Here is a 16,266-nt window from a genome sequence, read left to right on the forward strand (position 1 = left end):
CGACGGTCGATGCTGCTCCTGACCGTGGTCGCCTTCTTCCTGTTCGCGATGCCCGTCGTCATGCTTGCCGTCGGCGCGATCCGAGACGCCACTCCGGGCCGGCCCGCGCAGTGGTCGTTCGACGCCTTCCGCCGCGCCTACGGCGACGCCGGCACGTACTCGGTGCTCGGCGACTCGGTGCTGCTGGCCCTGGGCGTCATGGTCATCTCCACCGTCACCGGGCTGTTGCTCGCCTTCATCGTCGCCAGGACGGACACCCCGCTGCGGCGGTTGGTCACACCGTCGATGATGCTGGTCATCGCCCTCCCGCCGCTGTTCTACGGAATCAGCTGGGCGATGCTGGGCAACCCGCGCATCGGCACGATCAACAGCTTCTGGCAGGACCTCACCGGCGCCGAGACGCCACTGTGGGACACCTACAGCTGGAGCGGCATCGTCGTCGTCACCTCGCTGAAGTCGACCGCGTTCGCCTACTTCGTCCTGCTCGGTCCGCTGATGGCCATGAACCGCAGCCTGGAAGAGGCCTCGCGGGTCTTCGGCGCCGGTCGCCTGCGCACCTTCCTCCGTGTCGACGTCCCCCTGCTCGGGCCGTCCCTGCTGGGCGTGTGCATCCTCAGCTTCGTCGCGGGCCTCGAGTTCTTCGACGTGCCACTGCTGCTCGGCACGCCTGCCGGCATCGACGTGTTCGCCACCGAGATCTTCAGCCAGATCCGGGACCGGACGCCGGCGGACTACGGCGCCGCGGGAGCGCTGTCGCTGCTGCTCGCCGTCGTGGTGGTCGTCCTCGTCGTGGTCCAGTGGCGGATCCTGGGCAGCCGCGACTTCACCACCGTCACCGGGAAGAACGACCGCACCGACCGCTGGTCGATCGGCCCTTGGCGCTGGGCGGGCACGCTGCTCATCGTCGGCTACATCACCCTCGCCGTGGCACTGCCCATGGCCCAGTTGGTCGCGGGCAGCTTCCAGCCGTACCTCGGCGGCGGGGTGTACTCGACGATCAACTATCAGTTGCTGTTCAGCGAGCCGACCACGACGGCGGCGCTGCGCACCACGGCGATCGTGGCCGTCGTGGGCGGTCTGTGCGCCATTCTGATGACCCTGCTGATCAGCTACGCGATCACGCACAGCCGCAGTCGCCTGCGCAGGGCGCTGGAGGTGATGACCTGGCTCCCGTTCGCCATGCCGGGCATCATCCTCGCGCTGGGCATCGCCTGGCTGTTCGTGAGCATCCCCGGGCTGCGCAGCCTGTACGGCTCGCTGGGCATCGTCGTGATCGGCCTCATGATCTCGGCCGTGCCGCTGGCCACGCGCGCGGTGCAGCCGGCGCTGCGCCAGGTGGGCCGTGAGCTCGAGGAGTCCGCTCGGGTCAGCGGCGCCCGCCCGGTACGGATGTTCTTCAGCATCGTGGTTCCCCTGATCGCTCCGAGCCTTCTGGCCGGGTGGTTCCTGGTCGCGATCCTGGTCTCGGGGAACCTCACCATCCCGATGCTGTTGTCGACGACCGACAGCGCGACCGTTCCCCTGGTCGTCTACAACCTGCACAGCCAGGGCGAGACCTCCCAGGCAGCAGCCCTGTTCGTCATCCTGCTCGGCGCCCTGCTGGTGCTGTTCGTCGTCGGCAGCCTGACGGTCCGGGTGATCAGCCGGTCGAATCGCCGGCGCCGTGATCGCTCCGGACCCGATGCGCCGAGCGCCGATCAGGTTCCCATGACGCGGACGATTCCCGTCGCGTCTGAGGCTGTCCGTAGCGCGTCGGAGGCCGATGTGGCCGCCGAGCCGTCAGCCGCCGTCCCCGGTGGACTCCCCACCGTCGTGAAGTCAGCGGGTTCCAGGAGAGAGCCATGAAGCGTTCCACCACAGCAGTGTTTGCCGGCGTCGTGTTGGCGGGCCTCGCCGCGTGCGGCACGCCCGACGAGAGCGCGGTGGCGCCCGAACCGACCGGGGTCGCCGACGAGGTCGAGGCTCTGGGCAGCCAGGAGGTCGTCGACGAGATGGATCGGCTCTACCAGGCGGCTCAGGACGCCGGTGAAGACCGCGTCACCATCTACGGCGCCGGCGAGAACGACCGCGGACCCGTGTACGAGGTCTTCATGGCGCGCTACCCGGGCATCCAGGTGAGTGGCGAGCACCTGACCGGGCCGGACTTCGACAGCAAGATCAGCAACGAGTTCGCCAGCGGTCAGCACGTGGGCGACCTCGTCCAGGGCGGCGACACCTCCGTCGCGGGCCATATCGAGGAGGGCAAGTACGTGCCGTACACGCCTCTCACGGCCGAGGGGCTGGACCCCCGCTGGACCGAACCCACCAACACCGTCCACGCCGCGGCCGCACTGCCGTTCGGCATCGGCTACAACACCAACGCCGTCGACTCCGGCGACGCCCCGCAGACGTGGGACGAGCTCAAGGACGAGACGTGGCGGGGCCGGATCGTGATGGACGATCCGACGGTGTCGGGTTCCTCGCTGTCGGCCTTCCGAGCGCTGCTCGCCGACGAGCGCTTCGGCCAGGAGTACCTGAACGCCATGGCCTCGCAGGAGCCGCACAACGAGAACGGATCCCAGAACACCGGTGCGGCCGTGGCCAGTGGCGAGTTCGACATCGCGGGCTACTACCCCTACAGCTTCTTCATCCGCGAGTCCGCGAAGGGAGCCCCGATGGGGTTCGTGTTCCCCACGGAGGGCGGCTCGTACGTGTCCGGGCACTACCTCGGCCTGATCGACGGCGCTCCCAACCCCAACGCCGCCAAGCTGCTGATGAACTGGCTGTTCACTCCGGAGGGCCAGCAGGCCCTGGCCGCGGTCGGCTACTACCCGACGATGCCGGACAGCGACGGGCCCGCGGACTTCCCGCCGATGCGTGACCTCGACCTGATCCGGAGCACGCCGCTGGAGACCGTGGCGAGCGAGACGCAACAGGCACTCGAGACGATCCAGGAGGTCTGGCCGAAGTGAACGCGCCGAGCAAGATCGACTGTCACGGCCACGTGTCGGCCCCGGCGGAGCTGTACGCCTACAAGGCGGGACTGCTCTCCCACCGCGGGGCGCACGGGCGGGGCAGACCGCACATCAGCGATGACCAGATCGCCGCCGCGCTGCGGGCGCCGAATCCCAGCTTCGGGAACGTCTCCCACCTCGACCATCTCGACGAGGCCGGCATCGACCTGCAGCTGATCTCGCCGCGGCCGTTCCAGATGATGCACAGCGAGACTCCGGCCAAGCTCGTCGAATGGTTCACCGAGAGCACCAACGACGTCATCGCCCGGGTTTGCGCGAGTGAGCCCGGACGTTTCCAGGGCATCGCCGGCCTGCCGCAGAGCATGGAACTCGCCCCGGAGACCTGGGCCGCCGAACTCCGGCGCTGCGTCACCGACCTCGGCTTCGTCGGCGCGGTGCTGAACCCCGACCCGTACGAGGGGACGGCGGTGCCGCCCGCGCTCGGAGATCGGTTCTGGTACCCGCTCTACGAGGTTCTCTGCGAGCTCGATGTTCCGGCGTTCATCCACTCTGCCGCCTGTCGGCCGCCGGCCCGGGAGAGCTACTCGTTGCACTTCATCCAGGAGGAGACGCAGGCGGTCATCGGCCTGCTCCAGTCGCAGGTGTTCCAGGACTTCCCCGACCTCAAGATCGTCGTCTCGCATGGTGGCGGGGCCGTTCCCTACCAACGCGGCCGGTTCCGCCCCGGACCGATCCGCCGCGCGGGCGCGGCGTCGTTCGACGAACAGCTGCGCAAGCTGTGGTACGACACCTGCCTCTACACGCAGGACTCGATCGAGCTGCTGCTGCGCTCGGTCGGAGTCGACCGATGCCTGTTCGGCACCGAGAAGCCGGGCACCGGTTCTGTGCGCGACCCCGAAACCGGCCGGTGGATCGACGACATCCATCATCTCGTCGACGCGATCGACTGGCTCGACGACCATCAGCGCCAGGCCCTCTACCGCGACAACACCGTGGAGTTGTTCAAGCTCGACCTGGCCGGCGCCGACAGCGAAGGAGCCACCCGTGGCTGAACTCGTGCTGGGCATCGGCACCTCCCACGGGCCGATGCTGAACACGCCGCCGGAGCAGTGGGGCGCTCGTCGACCAGCCGACGAGGCCAATCCCGCGCTGATCTTCCGCGGCGAGGCGCACACCTACCCGGAGCTGGCCCAGGCGCGCGGAAACGCCTTCGCCGACCACTGCAGCGAGGAGGTGTGGCGGGCCAAGCACGCCGCCTGCCGAGCCGCCATCACCGCGCTGGGCGCGCTGGTCGACGACGCCCGTCTCGACGCCCTGGTCGTGGTGAGCAGCGACCACAAGGAGGTCTTCGGCGACGACCTTCTCCCGCAGTTCGCCGTCTACTGGGGCGAATCGATGGACCACGTGCCGTACAGCCAGGAACAACTGGACGGCATGGGCCCTGGGCTGGCGGTGGCCGAGATCGCGAATCAGCCGGACACCCACACCCTGCGCCGCGGGCATCCCGAGCTCGCCCTGCAGCTGGTTCGGCACACCTCACGGGCCGGGTTCGACCCGGCGGCGTCCCAGCGCCTCCCCGGCGGGAAGTGGGACAACCACGGGATTCCGCACGGGTGGGGATTCGTGTTCCAGCAGATCCTGGGCGGCGGTCCGGACCTGCTGCCGGTGGTGCCGGTCTTCGTCAACACCTTCTACAGCCCGAACCCGCCATCGGCGGCCCGCTGCCTGGACTTCGGCGCGGCCGTCGGCGAGGCCATCGCGCAGTTCCCGTCCGATCTGCGCGTCGGGCTGGTCGCATCCGGCGGCCTCAGTCACATGGTGGTCGACGAGGATCTCGATCGCGCGACCCTCGACGCCTTCGCCGGCGGCGACCACGAACCCCTGCGGGACCTGCCGGACGCGGTACTGCGGTCCGGCTCCTCCGAGATCCGCAACTGGCTGGTCGTCGCGGAGGCCATGCGATCGACGGGCGCCACCGCCACGGTGCTCGACTACCAGCCCTGCTACCGCAGCCCGGCCGGTACTGGTTGCGGGATGGCCTTCGCGGCCTGGGAGCCGGCATGAAGAGCATCGCCATCAACGCGCTGACCAAGACGTACTCCGCCGGGGCCGCCCCGGCGGTGGACCGGCTCGACCTGGACGTCGCGCCCGGGGAGTTCCTCACCCTGCTCGGCCCCAGCGGGTGCGGGAAGACCACCACGTTGCGCTGCATCGCGGGGCTGGAGGCGCCCACCCACGGGTCCGTCCGGATCGGCGATCAGTTGATCGCGGCCCCCGCCGACGGCGTCTTCGTCCCGCCGGAGCGGCGTGGCGTGGGCATGGTCTTCCAGAGCTATGCCCTGTGGCCGCACATGAGCGTGTTCGGCAACGTCGCCTATCCGCTGAAGATGGCCAGGACACCGCGTGCGGAGATCGGGTGGGCGGTCGACGAAGCCCTCACCCGGGTGGGTCTGGGCGGGCTGCACACCAAGAACGTCTCGGCGCTGTCCGGCGGGCAGCAGCAGCGGGTCGCCCTGGCCCGTGCCATGGTCGGCCGGCCCGACGTCATGCTGTACGACGAACCGCTGTCCAATCTCGACGCCAAACTGCGCTTCGCGATGCGCGACCACATCAGGTCAGTGCACAACTCCCTCGGCACCACCTCGGTCTACGTCACCCACGACCAGGAGGAGGCGGTCGCGCTGTCCGACCGCATCATCGTGATGCGGGCCGGCCGGATCGAGCAGGTCGACACCCCGCGCGACCTCTACACCAGGCCGAAGTCGACGTTCGTCGCCGATTTCATGGGATTCCAGAACATCCTGCCCGCCACGGTGGAGTCGCGAGACGGGGACCACTGCCACGTTCGTCTCGACCACTGCCCCGACGTCGTGCGCTCGGCCTACCCCGCGCCGGCCGATGGCCGGGTGAGTGTGGCGTTTCGCGCCCAGCACCTGCGGTTCAGCCAGCCGGACGCGCGCTGCATGGCTGTCAACGGAGTGGTGACGAAGGCCACCGACTGGGGCAGCGCCCTGCGACTGCAGATCGACGTCGGCGGCCATGTCGTCAAGGCGATCGTCGACGAAGAGCAGTTGGTCAGCCAATCGCTGTCGATGCGGCCAGGAGATCCCGTGACGTTCTATGTCCGGCCCGAACACGTCATCGTCCTCGCGAGCCGGCGCGACGACCACGACGATGCCGGTCTCGAGCAGGCCGGGGAGGGCGCATGAACGATCTGGGCGTGCTGCGCGACGTTACCGGCCTGGACGCCTGCGCGGTCTCCGATGCCCTGGACACGCTGGCCCTGCCCCCGTCCGTGCTCACCGGGATCAGACCGATCTGGCCGGTCCGCGGTGTCGTCATCGGACGCGCCCGGACCGTTCAGGCGGGCGAGCGCACCGGGACCGGACCCAGTGCGCACATCGCCGCCGCCACCGTCGAGGACGGCGCTCCCGGCGACATCATCGTCGTCGCCAACGGTGGACGGACCGATGTCTCGTGCTGGGGCGGCATCCTCACCGAGGCGGCCCTGAAGAAGGGGGTGGACGCCGTGATCGTCGACGGCGCCTGCCGCGACGTCGCGGAGAGCCACGAGGCCGCCTTCCCCGTCTTCGCCCGTGCGTCGGTGCCGACCAGCGCCCGTGGCCGGATCGTGCAGCTCTCCTCCGGTGAGCCGATCGAGGTCGGCGGCGTGGAGATCCGGGACGGCGACATCGTCGTCGCCGACTCCACCGGCGTCGTCGTGGTGCCGCAGGCGTGGGCCGGCCAGGTGGCCGTCTGGGCGGAACGCATCGTCACGCGGGAGGCACGGATGCGCGACCAGGTGCGGTCGGGAGCCTCGATCGTCGAGGTCATGCACGACACCGCGTTTCCGACGCCCGAGCACCGGCCGACGCCCGGTGACCTCGACGAGGAGCAATGAGGACGCCATGAGTGATACGAGGTTCGCCGGCCTGACGACCGCGACGGTCTCCGACGCGCTGGACCGGCTCGGCATCCCCGGTGCCCTGCTCGGCCTGAGGCCCCTGGCCGATGGCATCCGGATGTGCGGACCGGCCTTCACGGTCAGATACGTCCGGGTGGGCGCGGTTCCGGGCACGGTGGGTGACTACCTCGACGACGTGCCCTCCGGCTCGGTCGTCGTCCTCGACAACGGCGGTGCCGAGGACTGCACGGTGTGGGGCGACATCCTCACCGCGATGGCGGTCGACCGCGACGTCGCCGGCACCGTCATCGACGGCGTGTGCCGCGACGTGAACCGGGCGCTGGAGGTCGGCTACCCGATCTTCTCCCGCGGCAGGTTCATGCGCACCGGCAAGGACCGGGTCGAGGTCGCCGAGGTCAACGGTCCGGTGACCGTGGGTGGGGAGCGCGTGGAACCCGGCGACTGGCTGCTCGGTGACTCCGACGGGGTCGTGGCGATCCGTCGCGACGTGGTCGACGACGTCGAGATGATCGCCCGCGAGATCGACGAGCGAGAGTCCGCCATCGTCCAGCAGGTGCTGTCGGGCCGCACACTGGCAGTGGCCAGGTCCAGCCAGGGGTATCACGAGCTGCAGCGGACGCGGGTGAGCCCATGACGACGCCTTCCGCCGGTGCCGCCGTCGTCGATGACGACGTGCTGGCCGCGCTCGGCGACCTCGGCTCCGCCACCGTGCTCGAGGCATCGGGTCTCCCGATCGACCTTCCCAGCCGGCTGCGGCCGGTCGGCGCCCGCCGGGCACTCGCCGGCCGCGCGCTGCCCGTTCAGGCCGCCGAGGGTGACAACCTGCCCCTGCATCTCGCCCTCGAGCAGGCGTGCGCCGGCGACGTGCTGGTGGTGAACGCGGCCGGCGGAGAGCACGGCTACTGGGGCGAGGTCCTGACGGTCGCCGCGCAGGTCCGCGGCGTCCGCGGCCTGGTCATCGACGGCGGGGTCCGCGACACCGAGGCGATCGCGGACCTCGACTTCCCGGTGTTCGCCTCGGCCATCGCGATCCGCGGCACCAGCAAGCGCGACGCTCGCGGAGCCGTCGACGAGGTCGTCCTGGGCCGGACGCGGGTCCGCAGGGGTGACGTGATCGTCGGCGACGCCGACGGGGTGGTCGCGATCCCCGCCGGTCGGGCCGTCCAGGTCCTGGCCGCCGGACGGGCTCGCCAGGCGGCCGAGGCCGGGTACCTGGATCGACTGCGCTCCGGCGAACTGACCTTGGACATCTATGACCTGCGGCCCACGACGGAGAGCGGAGACGACGTTGACTGAGAACTACCCGGAGCTCCGTCACTTCCTGGCCGGAGCATGGGTGGGCGCCGAGGCGGGCCGCACCACCCGCGAGGTCACGAACCCGGCCACCGGCGAGGTGCTCTCGGCGCTTCCGCTCGCCGAGCCCCAGGACCTGGATGCGGCGGCCGAGGCGGCAGCGGCGGCGTTCCCCGAATGGCGTCGGACGCCGGCGCTGCAGCGATCCCGGATTCTTCGCCGCGCGGCCGACGTCCTGCGCTCCAGAGCCGCCGAGATCGGCCGGCTGACGAGCCTCGAGCAGGGCAAGCCGATCGCCGAAGCCACTTCGGAGGTCCATGCCGCGGCCGGCATCTTCGACTGGTTCGCCGAGGAGGGACGCCGGGCCTACGGCCGGGTGGTGCCCGCCAGCAGGGCGGACCGCCAGGACCTCGTGCTCCGCGAGCCGGTCGGTCCCGTGCTCGCACTCACCCCCTGGAACTTCCCGATCACGATTCCGGCCCGCAAGATCGGCGCCGCTCTCGCCGCGGGGTGTACCTGCGTGATCAAGCCGGCGGAGGAGACCCCGGCCACCGCGTTGGCCCTGGCCCAGGCGTGCCAGGACGCCGGTCTGCCGGCGGGCGTCCTCTCGATGGTCTTCGGGGAACCGGCACAGGTCTCCGAGCGGCTGATCGGGCATCCCGCGATCCGCAAGGTGACGTTCACCGGCTCCACGGCGGTCGGCGCCGAGATCGCCGGGCTGGCCGCGCGACGCGTCATCCGAACCTCCTTGGAACTCGGCGGGCACGCGCCGGTCCTGGTGTTCGAGGATGCCGACCTCGATCTGGTGCTCCGCACCGCGGGCGCGGCCAAGTTCCGCAACGCGGGCCAGGTGTGCATCTCACCGACCAGGTTCGTCGTGCACGAGTCTCTGCACGATGACCTGGCCGCGCGACTGGCCAAGCACGCCGCCGGCCTGGTGGTCGGCCCCGGCACCGATCCGGACACCACGATGGGGCCGCTCGTTCACGACCGGCGGGTCGCCGCGATCCAGTCCCTCGTCGACGACGCCGTGGCGCGCGGCGGCCAGCTGCTCGCCGGCGGCACGGCGGGCGAGCCACGAGGGAGCTACTACCGGCCCACCGTGATCGCCGCCGCCGCGCCGGACTCGCGCGCGATGCATGAGGAGCCGTTCGGACCGCTCGCGCTGCTCACGCCGTTCGGTTCCGACGACGAGGCGTTCGACATCGCCAACTCCACCGAGTACGGGCTGGCGGCGTACGCGTTCACCGACTCGCTGCGGACGGCTCGGCGAGTGGCCGCCGAGGTCCAGGCCGGGATGATCGCCATCAACCACGCACAACTGGTGGGGCCGGAGACCCCGTTCGGCGGGCTCAACCAGAGCGGTTACGGCTCGGACGGCGGGGCCGAGGCCCTGGACGACTACCTGAACGTGAAGCTGGTGAGTCAGGCATGAGAGACGATCTGGCGACCCCCGTCGACGTCCCGGTGCTCATCGTGGGCGGCGGGCCGGCCGGGCTGACGGCGGCACTCCTCCTGGCGCGGTCCGGCGTCAGATCGCTCGTGCTGGAGCGGCGGTCCGAAGCCCCGCGGCTGCCGCGCGCGCACCTGCTCAACGTGCGCACCATGGAGGTCTTCGCCGACATCGGGATCGCCGATCGCGTCTACGAGCTCGGGCCGCAGAACGAGCGCTGGCACAAGGTGGCCTGGTACACGTCGCTGGGCGGGCCGACGCCACTGCACGGTCGGAAGATCGGCGAGGTCCAGGCCTGGGGCGGTGGAACCGACGAGGCCCGATACCGGGCCGCCAGCCCTCAGCGGTTCTGCAACGTTCCGCAGATCCATCTCGACCGGGTGCTGTGGGACAAGGCCAGGGAGATCCTCGGCGATTCCGTCCGCGCCGGCCAGGAGGTCGTCGACCTGCGCGTCGACGACGACAGCGCCGTCGTCGTCGCGCGCGACCTCGCGCGTGGCACGACCTATGAGGTGTCCGCACGCTACGTCATCGTCGCCGACGGTGGCCGCACCTGTGCCGCGGCCCTCGGTGTCGCCATGGACGGGCCGCAGCGGATGCGAACGATCTCCAGCCTCTACTTCACCTCCGACCTGTCCGGCTACGCGGATCCGGACGCACTGATCACCCACTTCATCAACCCTCGCAGCCATGGCCGCGTGGGTGGCGTGCTGCAGGCTCTGGGACCCGGCCGCTACGACGCGTCGTCGCCACAGTGGGCCCTCGCGCTCTCGGGTGCGTCGATGACCGACGCGGTGGCCGCGGCGCCGGAGGTCGCGGCCAGGGACCTGCTCGGGTTGCCACCCGACCACCACCTGGAGGTCCACGCGATCAGCCAGTGGCAGTACGAGGCCGTCGTCGCGCGGCGGTTCCGGCGGGGACCGGTGTTCCTCGTCGGCAACGCCGCTCACCGCCACCCGCCGACCGGCGGACTCGGACTCAACTGTGCCGTCCAGGACTCGGCCAACCTCGCCTGGAAGCTCGCGGCGGTCATGAGCGGGTGGGGTCACGACGCCCTGCTCGACAGCTACGAGACCGAGCGTCGCCCCGTCGCGGCCCTCTACACCGCCCACGCCATGGAGAACTCGAACCGGCACCTGCCGATCGCGGCCGCGATGGGCCTGTCCGCCACGATGCCCGAGGACGAGGGCTGGCAGCAGGTCGCGATCTGGGCCTCGGACACCTCGGAGGGCCGCCGACGCCGAGCCGAGGCATCGGCTGCTGTGGCCGAGAACGCTCTCGACTACAGCCAGCTCAACATCGAGGCCGGGTACTCCTACGCCTCCGGGGCACTCGTCCCAGACGGGACGCCGCCGCCCGACGGCCATCAGTCCAGCATCACGTATGTGCCCACCGCCCGTCCGGGACACCATCTGCCGCACCTGTGGGTGACGCGCGACGGCTCGCGGATCTCGACGCACGACCTCGTCGTCCACGACGGGCTCACCCTGCTGGTGCGCGACAGTGCCGCCAGCGCCTGGGCGGACGCCCTGAAGGCGGCGTCGCCCGTCCTCGCGGCCCCGGTCGCCGTCGCCGTCGTCGGACTCTCGGACGGTGTGCGAGAACCCGGCGGGTCGACGGCCGTGGACTCCTGGACGGTTCTGTCCGGGACGGCGGAGGACGGCGCGCTGCTGGTTCGTCCGGACCGGCACGTCGCCTGGCGCACACCGACCATGCCGGCAGACCCGGCGGATGCGCTGATCAACGCGGTGACGCTGGTCGTCGACCCGGATCCGGGGTCCGTTCACGAGGTCGATCCGCTGCTCGAGCGGGTCAACGAGGCGGCCCGTGTCGTCGTCGGTCACGGAAGGGCGGTCACCCGTGGTTCGACCTCGTGATGGTGCGGGTCCGCTGGTCGCCGTGATCGGCGCTGCGGGGACGGTCGGGTCGGCCTTCGCCTTCCACTGGCTGGTCTCGGCTCCGGCGGGCGAGCTGGTCCTCGTCGACGTCAACGCCGGCGCCCTGCAGGCCCAGCTGATGGATCTGGACCACCTTCGCGGACTCGGGGCACACCCTGGAGTGCGCATCGGGTCGCGCGCCGCGCTCGCGGAGGCCGACGTGGTGGTCCTGGCCGCTTCGCTCTCGGCGCCGGCGGGCCCGGACCGCGCCGCCATGGTGACTCGCAACGCGGGACTCCTCGCCGGGCTGCTGCCCGATCTCCGGCTCGCTCGACCCGACGCCCTCGTGGTGGTCGCGACCAACCCGGTCGATGCGATCACCACCCTCGTCGTCGACTCCGGATCGCTGCGTGCCGACCAGGTCCTCGGGTTCAGCCTCAACGACACGCTCCGATTCCGGGCAGCGCTGGCGAGGCACTTCGGCGTCGAGATCGGCCGGGTCGAGGGCTGGAACCTCGGTCAGCACGGTGGCGCTCAGGTGCCCGTCTACTCCGCCGTGACGGTCGACGGACGCGCACGCTCGATCTCTCCACGCGACCGGCCGCCGATCGACAGCTACCTGGCCGAATGGTTCCGCTCCTACCAAGGGCTCCAGCCGGGTCGGTCCACCGGCTGGGCGTCGGCGGCGGGGCTCCATCGGGTGATCGACACCTGGTGGAACCGCCGGTCGGCACCGCTGCCGTGTTCGAGGCTGCTGGGCGGTGAACACGGCCTGACCGGCGTCGCCCTCGGCGTTCCGGTCGACCTGTCCGGCGACCGGCCGGCGGTGGTCGAGTTGGGGCTCACCGGCGCCGAGGAGGCGGGCATGCACCGCGCCGGCGCCGCGGTGGGCCGGGCGGTCGACGCCCTGCGGGACGCCCTCGCGCGGGAACGGGAGGACGCGTGAGGATCACAGCCCTCCGGGCGCGCCGGCTCGAGGTCCCGGTCACGCTGCCGCTGAGCCCGGCTCCCCGTCTCGTTCCGTTGCTCCTGGCCGAGGTGGACACCGACGCCGGGGCGAGTGGGCACGCGTTGTTCTTCGCTCCGATGGCATCGGCCGTGCTCGCGTATCTCCGCGACGAGGCCACACCACTCCTGGTGGGAGCCCCCGCCCGGCCCGAAGCAGTCCGCGAGATCCTCGAACAACGGATGCCGCACCGCCCGACGACCGGGGCCTGGGCGACCGCCGCGAGCCTGGTCGACATCGCCGTCTGGGACGCACTGGGCCAGCGGACGCAGACCCCGGTGTGGCAGCTCCTCGGGGGCGCCCGCGCCGAGGTCGAGGCCTATGTGACCTTCGGCCTGCCGGCCTACTGCCGGACCGAGCTCGTGCGGCTGGCCGAGCAGTTGGTGGGCGATGGGCATCGGGGCCTGAAACTGGTGGTCGGCGCGCAGGCCGGGCAGGGCGCGAGCCGGCGGAACCAGAGCCTGCGCGCGGACGCCGAGCGGATTCATGCGGTCCGTGCCGCCGTCGGACCCGACGTCGACCTCATGATCGACGCGAACAAGCGGCTCACCCTGCCCCAGGCGGTCGCGCTGGCCGACGCCGTCGGCGAGTGCGATCTGACGTGGTTCGAGGATCCGGTCACGCTCGGCGATCCGAGCCTCATGGCGCAGGCACGAGACCGGATCGCCATCCCGATCGCGGGAGGAAGCCTGGGCATGGGGAACGTGGCCACCTTCCATCACCTCGTCTCGTCGGGCGCGATCGACATCGCCCAGCCCAACGTCCGTGACCTGGGCGGCTTCACCGGCGCCCGGCGGGCCATGGCCATCGCCGAGGCACATCACCTCCCGGTGGCCATGGGCGGCAACTGGCCCCATCTGAACGCCCACCTCTACGCCGGCGTGGCCCGCAGCGGACCGGTCGAGTTCCACCTCCAGGGCTGGGAGGTGGCGCGGCTGATCTATCACGACGCGGTCGAGCCCCACGAAGGGCGCTTGGCCGTCGGCGATGCGCCGGGACTTGGACTGACGCTGCGCCAGGACCTGGTCGAGCGCTTCACCGTGCCGTAGAAGACGATCACCACGACTCGGAGGTAACGATGCAGGAGATGACGTCTGACGTGGACTCTCCGGAGCTTGCTCAGCTGTACCAGGACATCGAGGACAACGACCTGGCCCCCTTGTGGACCCAGCGCGAGGACCTGCAACCGCTCACGCCGACGCCTGCGGCGGTACCGCACGTGTGGCGGTGGACGAGACTTCTCGACATCGCCGAACGATCCGGGCGGCTGGTCCCTGTCGGGCGAGGTGGCGAACGACGGGCGATCGGCCTGGCCAACCCCGGGCTCCCCGGGACCGGCTACGCGACGCCGACGCTCTGGGCGGCGATCCAGTATCTCGGTGGACACGAGACCGCGCCGGAGCACCGGCACTCGCAGAACGCGTTCAGGTTCGTGGTCGAGGGCGAAGGGGTCTGGACCGTCGTCAACGGTGACCCGGTCGCGATGCGCCGAGGCGACCTGCTCCTGACGCCCGGATGGCACTTCCATGGGCATCACAACGACACCGACCGGCCGATGGCCTGGATCGACGGCCTCGACATCCCGTTCGCGGCCAAGACCGACGTCGGGTTCTTCGAGTACGGATCGGACCGGGTCACCGACGAGGCGTCGCCATCGGTCGCCCGAGCCGAGCGGCTGTGGGCTCATCCAGGGCTGCGGCCGATGTCCGTCCTCGACGACAGCAGCAGCTCGCCCCTGACCGCCTACCGATGGGAGCACACCGACGCCGCGCTCACCGAGCAGCTGCTGCTCGAGGACGAGGGCCAGCCGGCCACGGTGGAGCAGGGCCACGCGGCGATCCGGTACTCCAACCCCACGACCGGCGGCGACGTGATGCCCACGATCCGGTGCGAGTTCCACCGGTTGCGCGACGGCGCCAGTACCCGCGCCCGCCAGGAGGTCGGGTCGTCGGTGTGGCAGGTCTTCGACGGCGCGGGCCGCGTCACCCTCGACGGCGTCGAACACGCCATCACCAAGGGCGACCTGTTCGTCGTCCCCAGCTGGACCGCTTGGTCTCTTTCAGCCCAGACGTCGTTCGACTTGTTCCGATTCAGCGACGCCCCGGTGATGGAGCGACTCGGATTCGCACGGACCCTGATCGAGGGAGTGTCACGATGAGACTGGCGACCCTGCGAGTCGGCGATCACACGGTGGCCGTGCGCGTCGATGACGCCGCGGTGGTGGAGATCGCCGATGCCGCCGACGTCGGCGCCCTGTTGCGCGATCCGCAGTGGCGTGTGCGCGCGGAGACCGCGGTCGGGCCGGCCCAGGCGCTCGATGGCATCGAGCCTCGGCGGTGGGCCCCGGTCGTCCCGCGGCCCGGCAAGGTGATCTGTGTCGGCCTGAACTATGCCGCGCACATCCGCGAGATGGGCCGCGAACGACCCGAGTACCCGACCTTGTTCGCCAAGTTCCCCGAGGCGGTGACCGGGCCATACGACGACATCGTGGTGCCCGGCCGCCTGGCGCGGGCCTTGGACTGGGAGGGCGAGCTGGCGGTCGTCGTCGGCTCGCCGTGCTTCCGCGTCGACAGGGACACCGCGTCGGCCTGCATCGCCGGATACGCCGTCCTCAACGACGTCACGATGCGCGACTACCAGTACCGCACGGCGGAGTGGCTCCAGGGCAAGACGCTGCAGGCGTCGACGCCCTTCGGTCCGTTCCTCGTGACGCCCGATGTGCATTCGACGTCGGCGGAGGTGCGCACCACGGTCGATGGCGAGGTGATGCAGTCGGCCCGGATCGACGATCTGGTCTTCGATCCGGCCGACCTGATCGCCTACGTGTCGGAGTTGGTCACGCTGAACCCCGGGGACGTCATCGCCACGGGCACGCCCGGTGGCGTCGGCCATGCGCGCACACCCCCGCGCTTCCTCGTGGACGGATCCCGGCTGCGGACCACCATCGACGGTCTGGGGGAGCAGTCCAACCTCGTCCGGATCGAGGGTTAGGTGGCGGCGCGCACCGACCGGACCGACGATCCGGCGCTGGCCGGGGCCCTGCTCCTCGCCCGCCGCGGACAGGCGTACTTCTCCCGTTTCCTCCGTGACCTCCGCGACGAGGAACTGGACGCCCCGTCGCTGGTGCCGGGATGGAGCCGCCGCCACATCGTCGCCCACGTCGGCCTCAACGCCCGCGCACTGACCCGGCTCACGGCGTGGGCCGCCAGTGGCGTGGAGACACCGATGTACTCGTCGCCGGCAGCACGGGATCGGGAGATCGACCTGGCGGCGACCCTGCCGGCGACCGCGCTGCGTCACCTCTCCGATCACGCCGCGATCCACCTCAACGTGGAATGGCGCGATCTCGACGACGCGTCGTGGGGGACCGAGGTCGTCACCGCCCAGGGCAGACGAGTGCCGGCCCGGGAGACCGTGTGGATGAGGACGCGAGAGGTGTGGATCCACGCCATCGACCTCGACGCAGGGGGCCGCTTCGAGGATATGCCGGCGCCGCTCCTCGACCGGCTGCTCGACGATGTGCGAGCCGCATGGTCACGGCGTCGGACGCTCCCGCCCACCCTCGTCATCACCGACCGGAAGCTCGACGATGGTCGTGACGTGCCGCCGCACATGGACGCCGGTGTCGTCGGAACCGCTGCGGCCGTGACGCGATGGGCGACCGGCCGCGGAGCCGCCGGTGTCAGTGCCCTCGACGGAACGGCGGTGCCGACGGCGCCGGTCTGGCTCTGACCGGCGCCGACCCGACGTGGTGACGA

At 70.9% G+C, this 16,266-nt stretch carries 15 protein-coding genes; all 15 read left to right on the forward strand.

Going from position 1 to position 16,266, the window contains the following annotated elements; all coding sequences use genetic code 11:
- Positions 1 to 9 precede the first annotated feature (9 nt).
- The 15 genes from BLU82_RS31005 to BLU82_RS31075 are packed head-to-tail and all read left to right on the forward strand — an operon-like array spanning position 10 to position 16,240.
- On the forward strand, positions 10 to 1,845 hold the full coding sequence (locus tag BLU82_RS31005; protein WP_172885739.1) for an iron ABC transporter permease: 1,836 nt from the start codon (positions 10 to 12) through the stop codon (positions 1,843 to 1,845).
- Positions 1,842 to 2,951, forward strand: coding sequence for an ABC transporter substrate-binding protein (locus BLU82_RS31010; RefSeq protein ID WP_092624687.1), 1,110 nt, complete (start codon positions 1,842 to 1,844; stop codon positions 2,949 to 2,951). The genes BLU82_RS31005 and BLU82_RS31010 overlap by 4 nt, the downstream gene beginning before the upstream one ends.
- Positions 2,948 to 4,006: an amidohydrolase family protein gene (locus BLU82_RS31015; RefSeq protein WP_231947622.1), complete on the forward strand. Its 1,059-nt coding sequence runs from the start codon at positions 2,948 to 2,950 to the stop codon at positions 4,004 to 4,006. Before BLU82_RS31010 ends, BLU82_RS31015 begins: the two co-directional genes overlap by 4 nt.
- Positions 3,999 to 5,018, forward strand: a complete 1,020-nt coding sequence (locus tag BLU82_RS31020) for a hypothetical protein (RefSeq protein ID WP_092624688.1) — start codon at positions 3,999 to 4,001, stop codon at positions 5,016 to 5,018. The genes BLU82_RS31015 and BLU82_RS31020 overlap by 8 nt, the downstream gene beginning before the upstream one ends.
- Positions 5,015 to 6,163, forward strand: a complete 1,149-nt coding sequence (locus tag BLU82_RS34565; RefSeq protein ID WP_157741380.1) for an ABC transporter ATP-binding protein — start codon at positions 5,015 to 5,017, stop codon at positions 6,161 to 6,163. Before BLU82_RS31020 ends, BLU82_RS34565 begins: the two co-directional genes overlap by 4 nt.
- Positions 6,160 to 6,855, forward strand: a complete 696-nt coding sequence (locus BLU82_RS31030; protein WP_092624689.1) for an RraA family protein — start codon at positions 6,160 to 6,162, stop codon at positions 6,853 to 6,855. The genes BLU82_RS34565 and BLU82_RS31030 overlap by 4 nt, the downstream gene beginning before the upstream one ends.
- Before the next feature lie 7 nt (positions 6,856 to 6,862).
- The gene (locus BLU82_RS31035; protein ID WP_092624690.1) at positions 6,863 to 7,513 is read left to right on the forward strand and encodes an RraA family protein; all 651 of its coding nucleotides are present in this window, start codon (positions 6,863 to 6,865) and stop codon (positions 7,511 to 7,513) included.
- On the forward strand, positions 7,510 to 8,175 hold the full coding sequence (locus tag BLU82_RS31040) for an RraA family protein (protein WP_092624691.1): 666 nt from the start codon (positions 7,510 to 7,512) through the stop codon (positions 8,173 to 8,175). The genes BLU82_RS31035 and BLU82_RS31040 overlap by 4 nt, the downstream gene beginning before the upstream one ends.
- The gene (locus tag BLU82_RS31045) at positions 8,168 to 9,607 is read left to right on the forward strand and encodes an NAD-dependent succinate-semialdehyde dehydrogenase (RefSeq protein ID WP_197682587.1); all 1,440 of its coding nucleotides are present in this window, start codon (positions 8,168 to 8,170) and stop codon (positions 9,605 to 9,607) included. The genes BLU82_RS31040 and BLU82_RS31045 overlap by 8 nt, the downstream gene beginning before the upstream one ends.
- Positions 9,604 to 11,502: an FAD-dependent monooxygenase gene (locus BLU82_RS31050; RefSeq protein WP_092624693.1), complete on the forward strand. Its 1,899-nt coding sequence runs from the start codon at positions 9,604 to 9,606 to the stop codon at positions 11,500 to 11,502. Before BLU82_RS31045 ends, BLU82_RS31050 begins: the two co-directional genes overlap by 4 nt.
- Positions 11,503 to 11,524: 22 nt before the next feature.
- The gene (locus BLU82_RS31055) at positions 11,525 to 12,448 is read left to right on the forward strand and encodes a malate dehydrogenase (RefSeq protein ID WP_157741381.1); all 924 of its coding nucleotides are present in this window, start codon (positions 11,525 to 11,527) and stop codon (positions 12,446 to 12,448) included.
- Positions 12,445 to 13,557, forward strand: a complete 1,113-nt coding sequence (locus tag BLU82_RS31060) for a mandelate racemase/muconate lactonizing enzyme family protein (protein ID WP_092624695.1) — start codon at positions 12,445 to 12,447, stop codon at positions 13,555 to 13,557. The genes BLU82_RS31055 and BLU82_RS31060 overlap by 4 nt, the downstream gene beginning before the upstream one ends.
- 38 nt (positions 13,558 to 13,595) lie before the next feature.
- Complete coding sequence (locus BLU82_RS31065) at positions 13,596 to 14,666, forward strand: cupin domain-containing protein (protein ID WP_231947623.1); 1,071 nt, start codon at positions 13,596 to 13,598, stop codon at positions 14,664 to 14,666.
- Complete coding sequence (locus BLU82_RS31070; protein WP_092624697.1) at positions 14,663 to 15,499, forward strand: fumarylacetoacetate hydrolase family protein; 837 nt, start codon at positions 14,663 to 14,665, stop codon at positions 15,497 to 15,499. The genes BLU82_RS31065 and BLU82_RS31070 overlap by 4 nt, the downstream gene beginning before the upstream one ends.
- A complete protein-coding gene (locus BLU82_RS31075; RefSeq protein WP_092624698.1) occupies positions 15,500 to 16,240 on the forward strand; it encodes a maleylpyruvate isomerase family mycothiol-dependent enzyme in 741 nt (246 codons plus the stop codon).
- Positions 16,241 to 16,266: the final 26 nt, after the last annotated feature.

It is taken from the genome of Jiangella sp. DSM 45060 (assembly GCF_900105175.1).
In the GTDB taxonomy this organism is placed as follows: Bacteria; Actinomycetota; Actinomycetes; order Jiangellales; family Jiangellaceae; genus Jiangella.

Bases quoted from the DNA above. Each gene is read 5' to 3' on its own strand.
- BLU82_RS31005 (WP_172885739.1), top strand. From the start codon at position 10: ATGCTGCTCCTGACCGTGGTCGCCTTCTTCCTGTTCGCGATGCCCGTC.
- BLU82_RS31010 (WP_092624687.1), top strand. From the start codon at position 1,842: ATGAAGCGTTCCACCACAGCAGTGTTTGCCGGCGTCGTGTTGGCGGGC.
- BLU82_RS34565 (WP_157741380.1), top strand. From the start codon at position 5,015: ATGAAGAGCATCGCCATCAACGCGCTGACCAAGACGTACTCCGCCGGG.
- BLU82_RS31030 (WP_092624689.1), top strand. From the start codon at position 6,160: ATGAACGATCTGGGCGTGCTGCGCGACGTTACCGGCCTGGACGCCTGC.
- BLU82_RS31035 (WP_092624690.1), top strand. From the start codon at position 6,863: ATGAGTGATACGAGGTTCGCCGGCCTGACGACCGCGACGGTCTCCGAC.
- BLU82_RS31040 (WP_092624691.1), top strand. From the start codon at position 7,510: ATGACGACGCCTTCCGCCGGTGCCGCCGTCGTCGATGACGACGTGCTG.
- BLU82_RS31050 (WP_092624693.1), top strand. From the start codon at position 9,604: ATGAGAGACGATCTGGCGACCCCCGTCGACGTCCCGGTGCTCATCGTG.
- BLU82_RS31065 (WP_231947623.1), top strand. From the start codon at position 13,596: ATGACGTCTGACGTGGACTCTCCGGAGCTTGCTCAGCTGTACCAGGAC.
- BLU82_RS31070 (WP_092624697.1), top strand. From the start codon at position 14,663: ATGAGACTGGCGACCCTGCGAGTCGGCGATCACACGGTGGCCGTGCGC.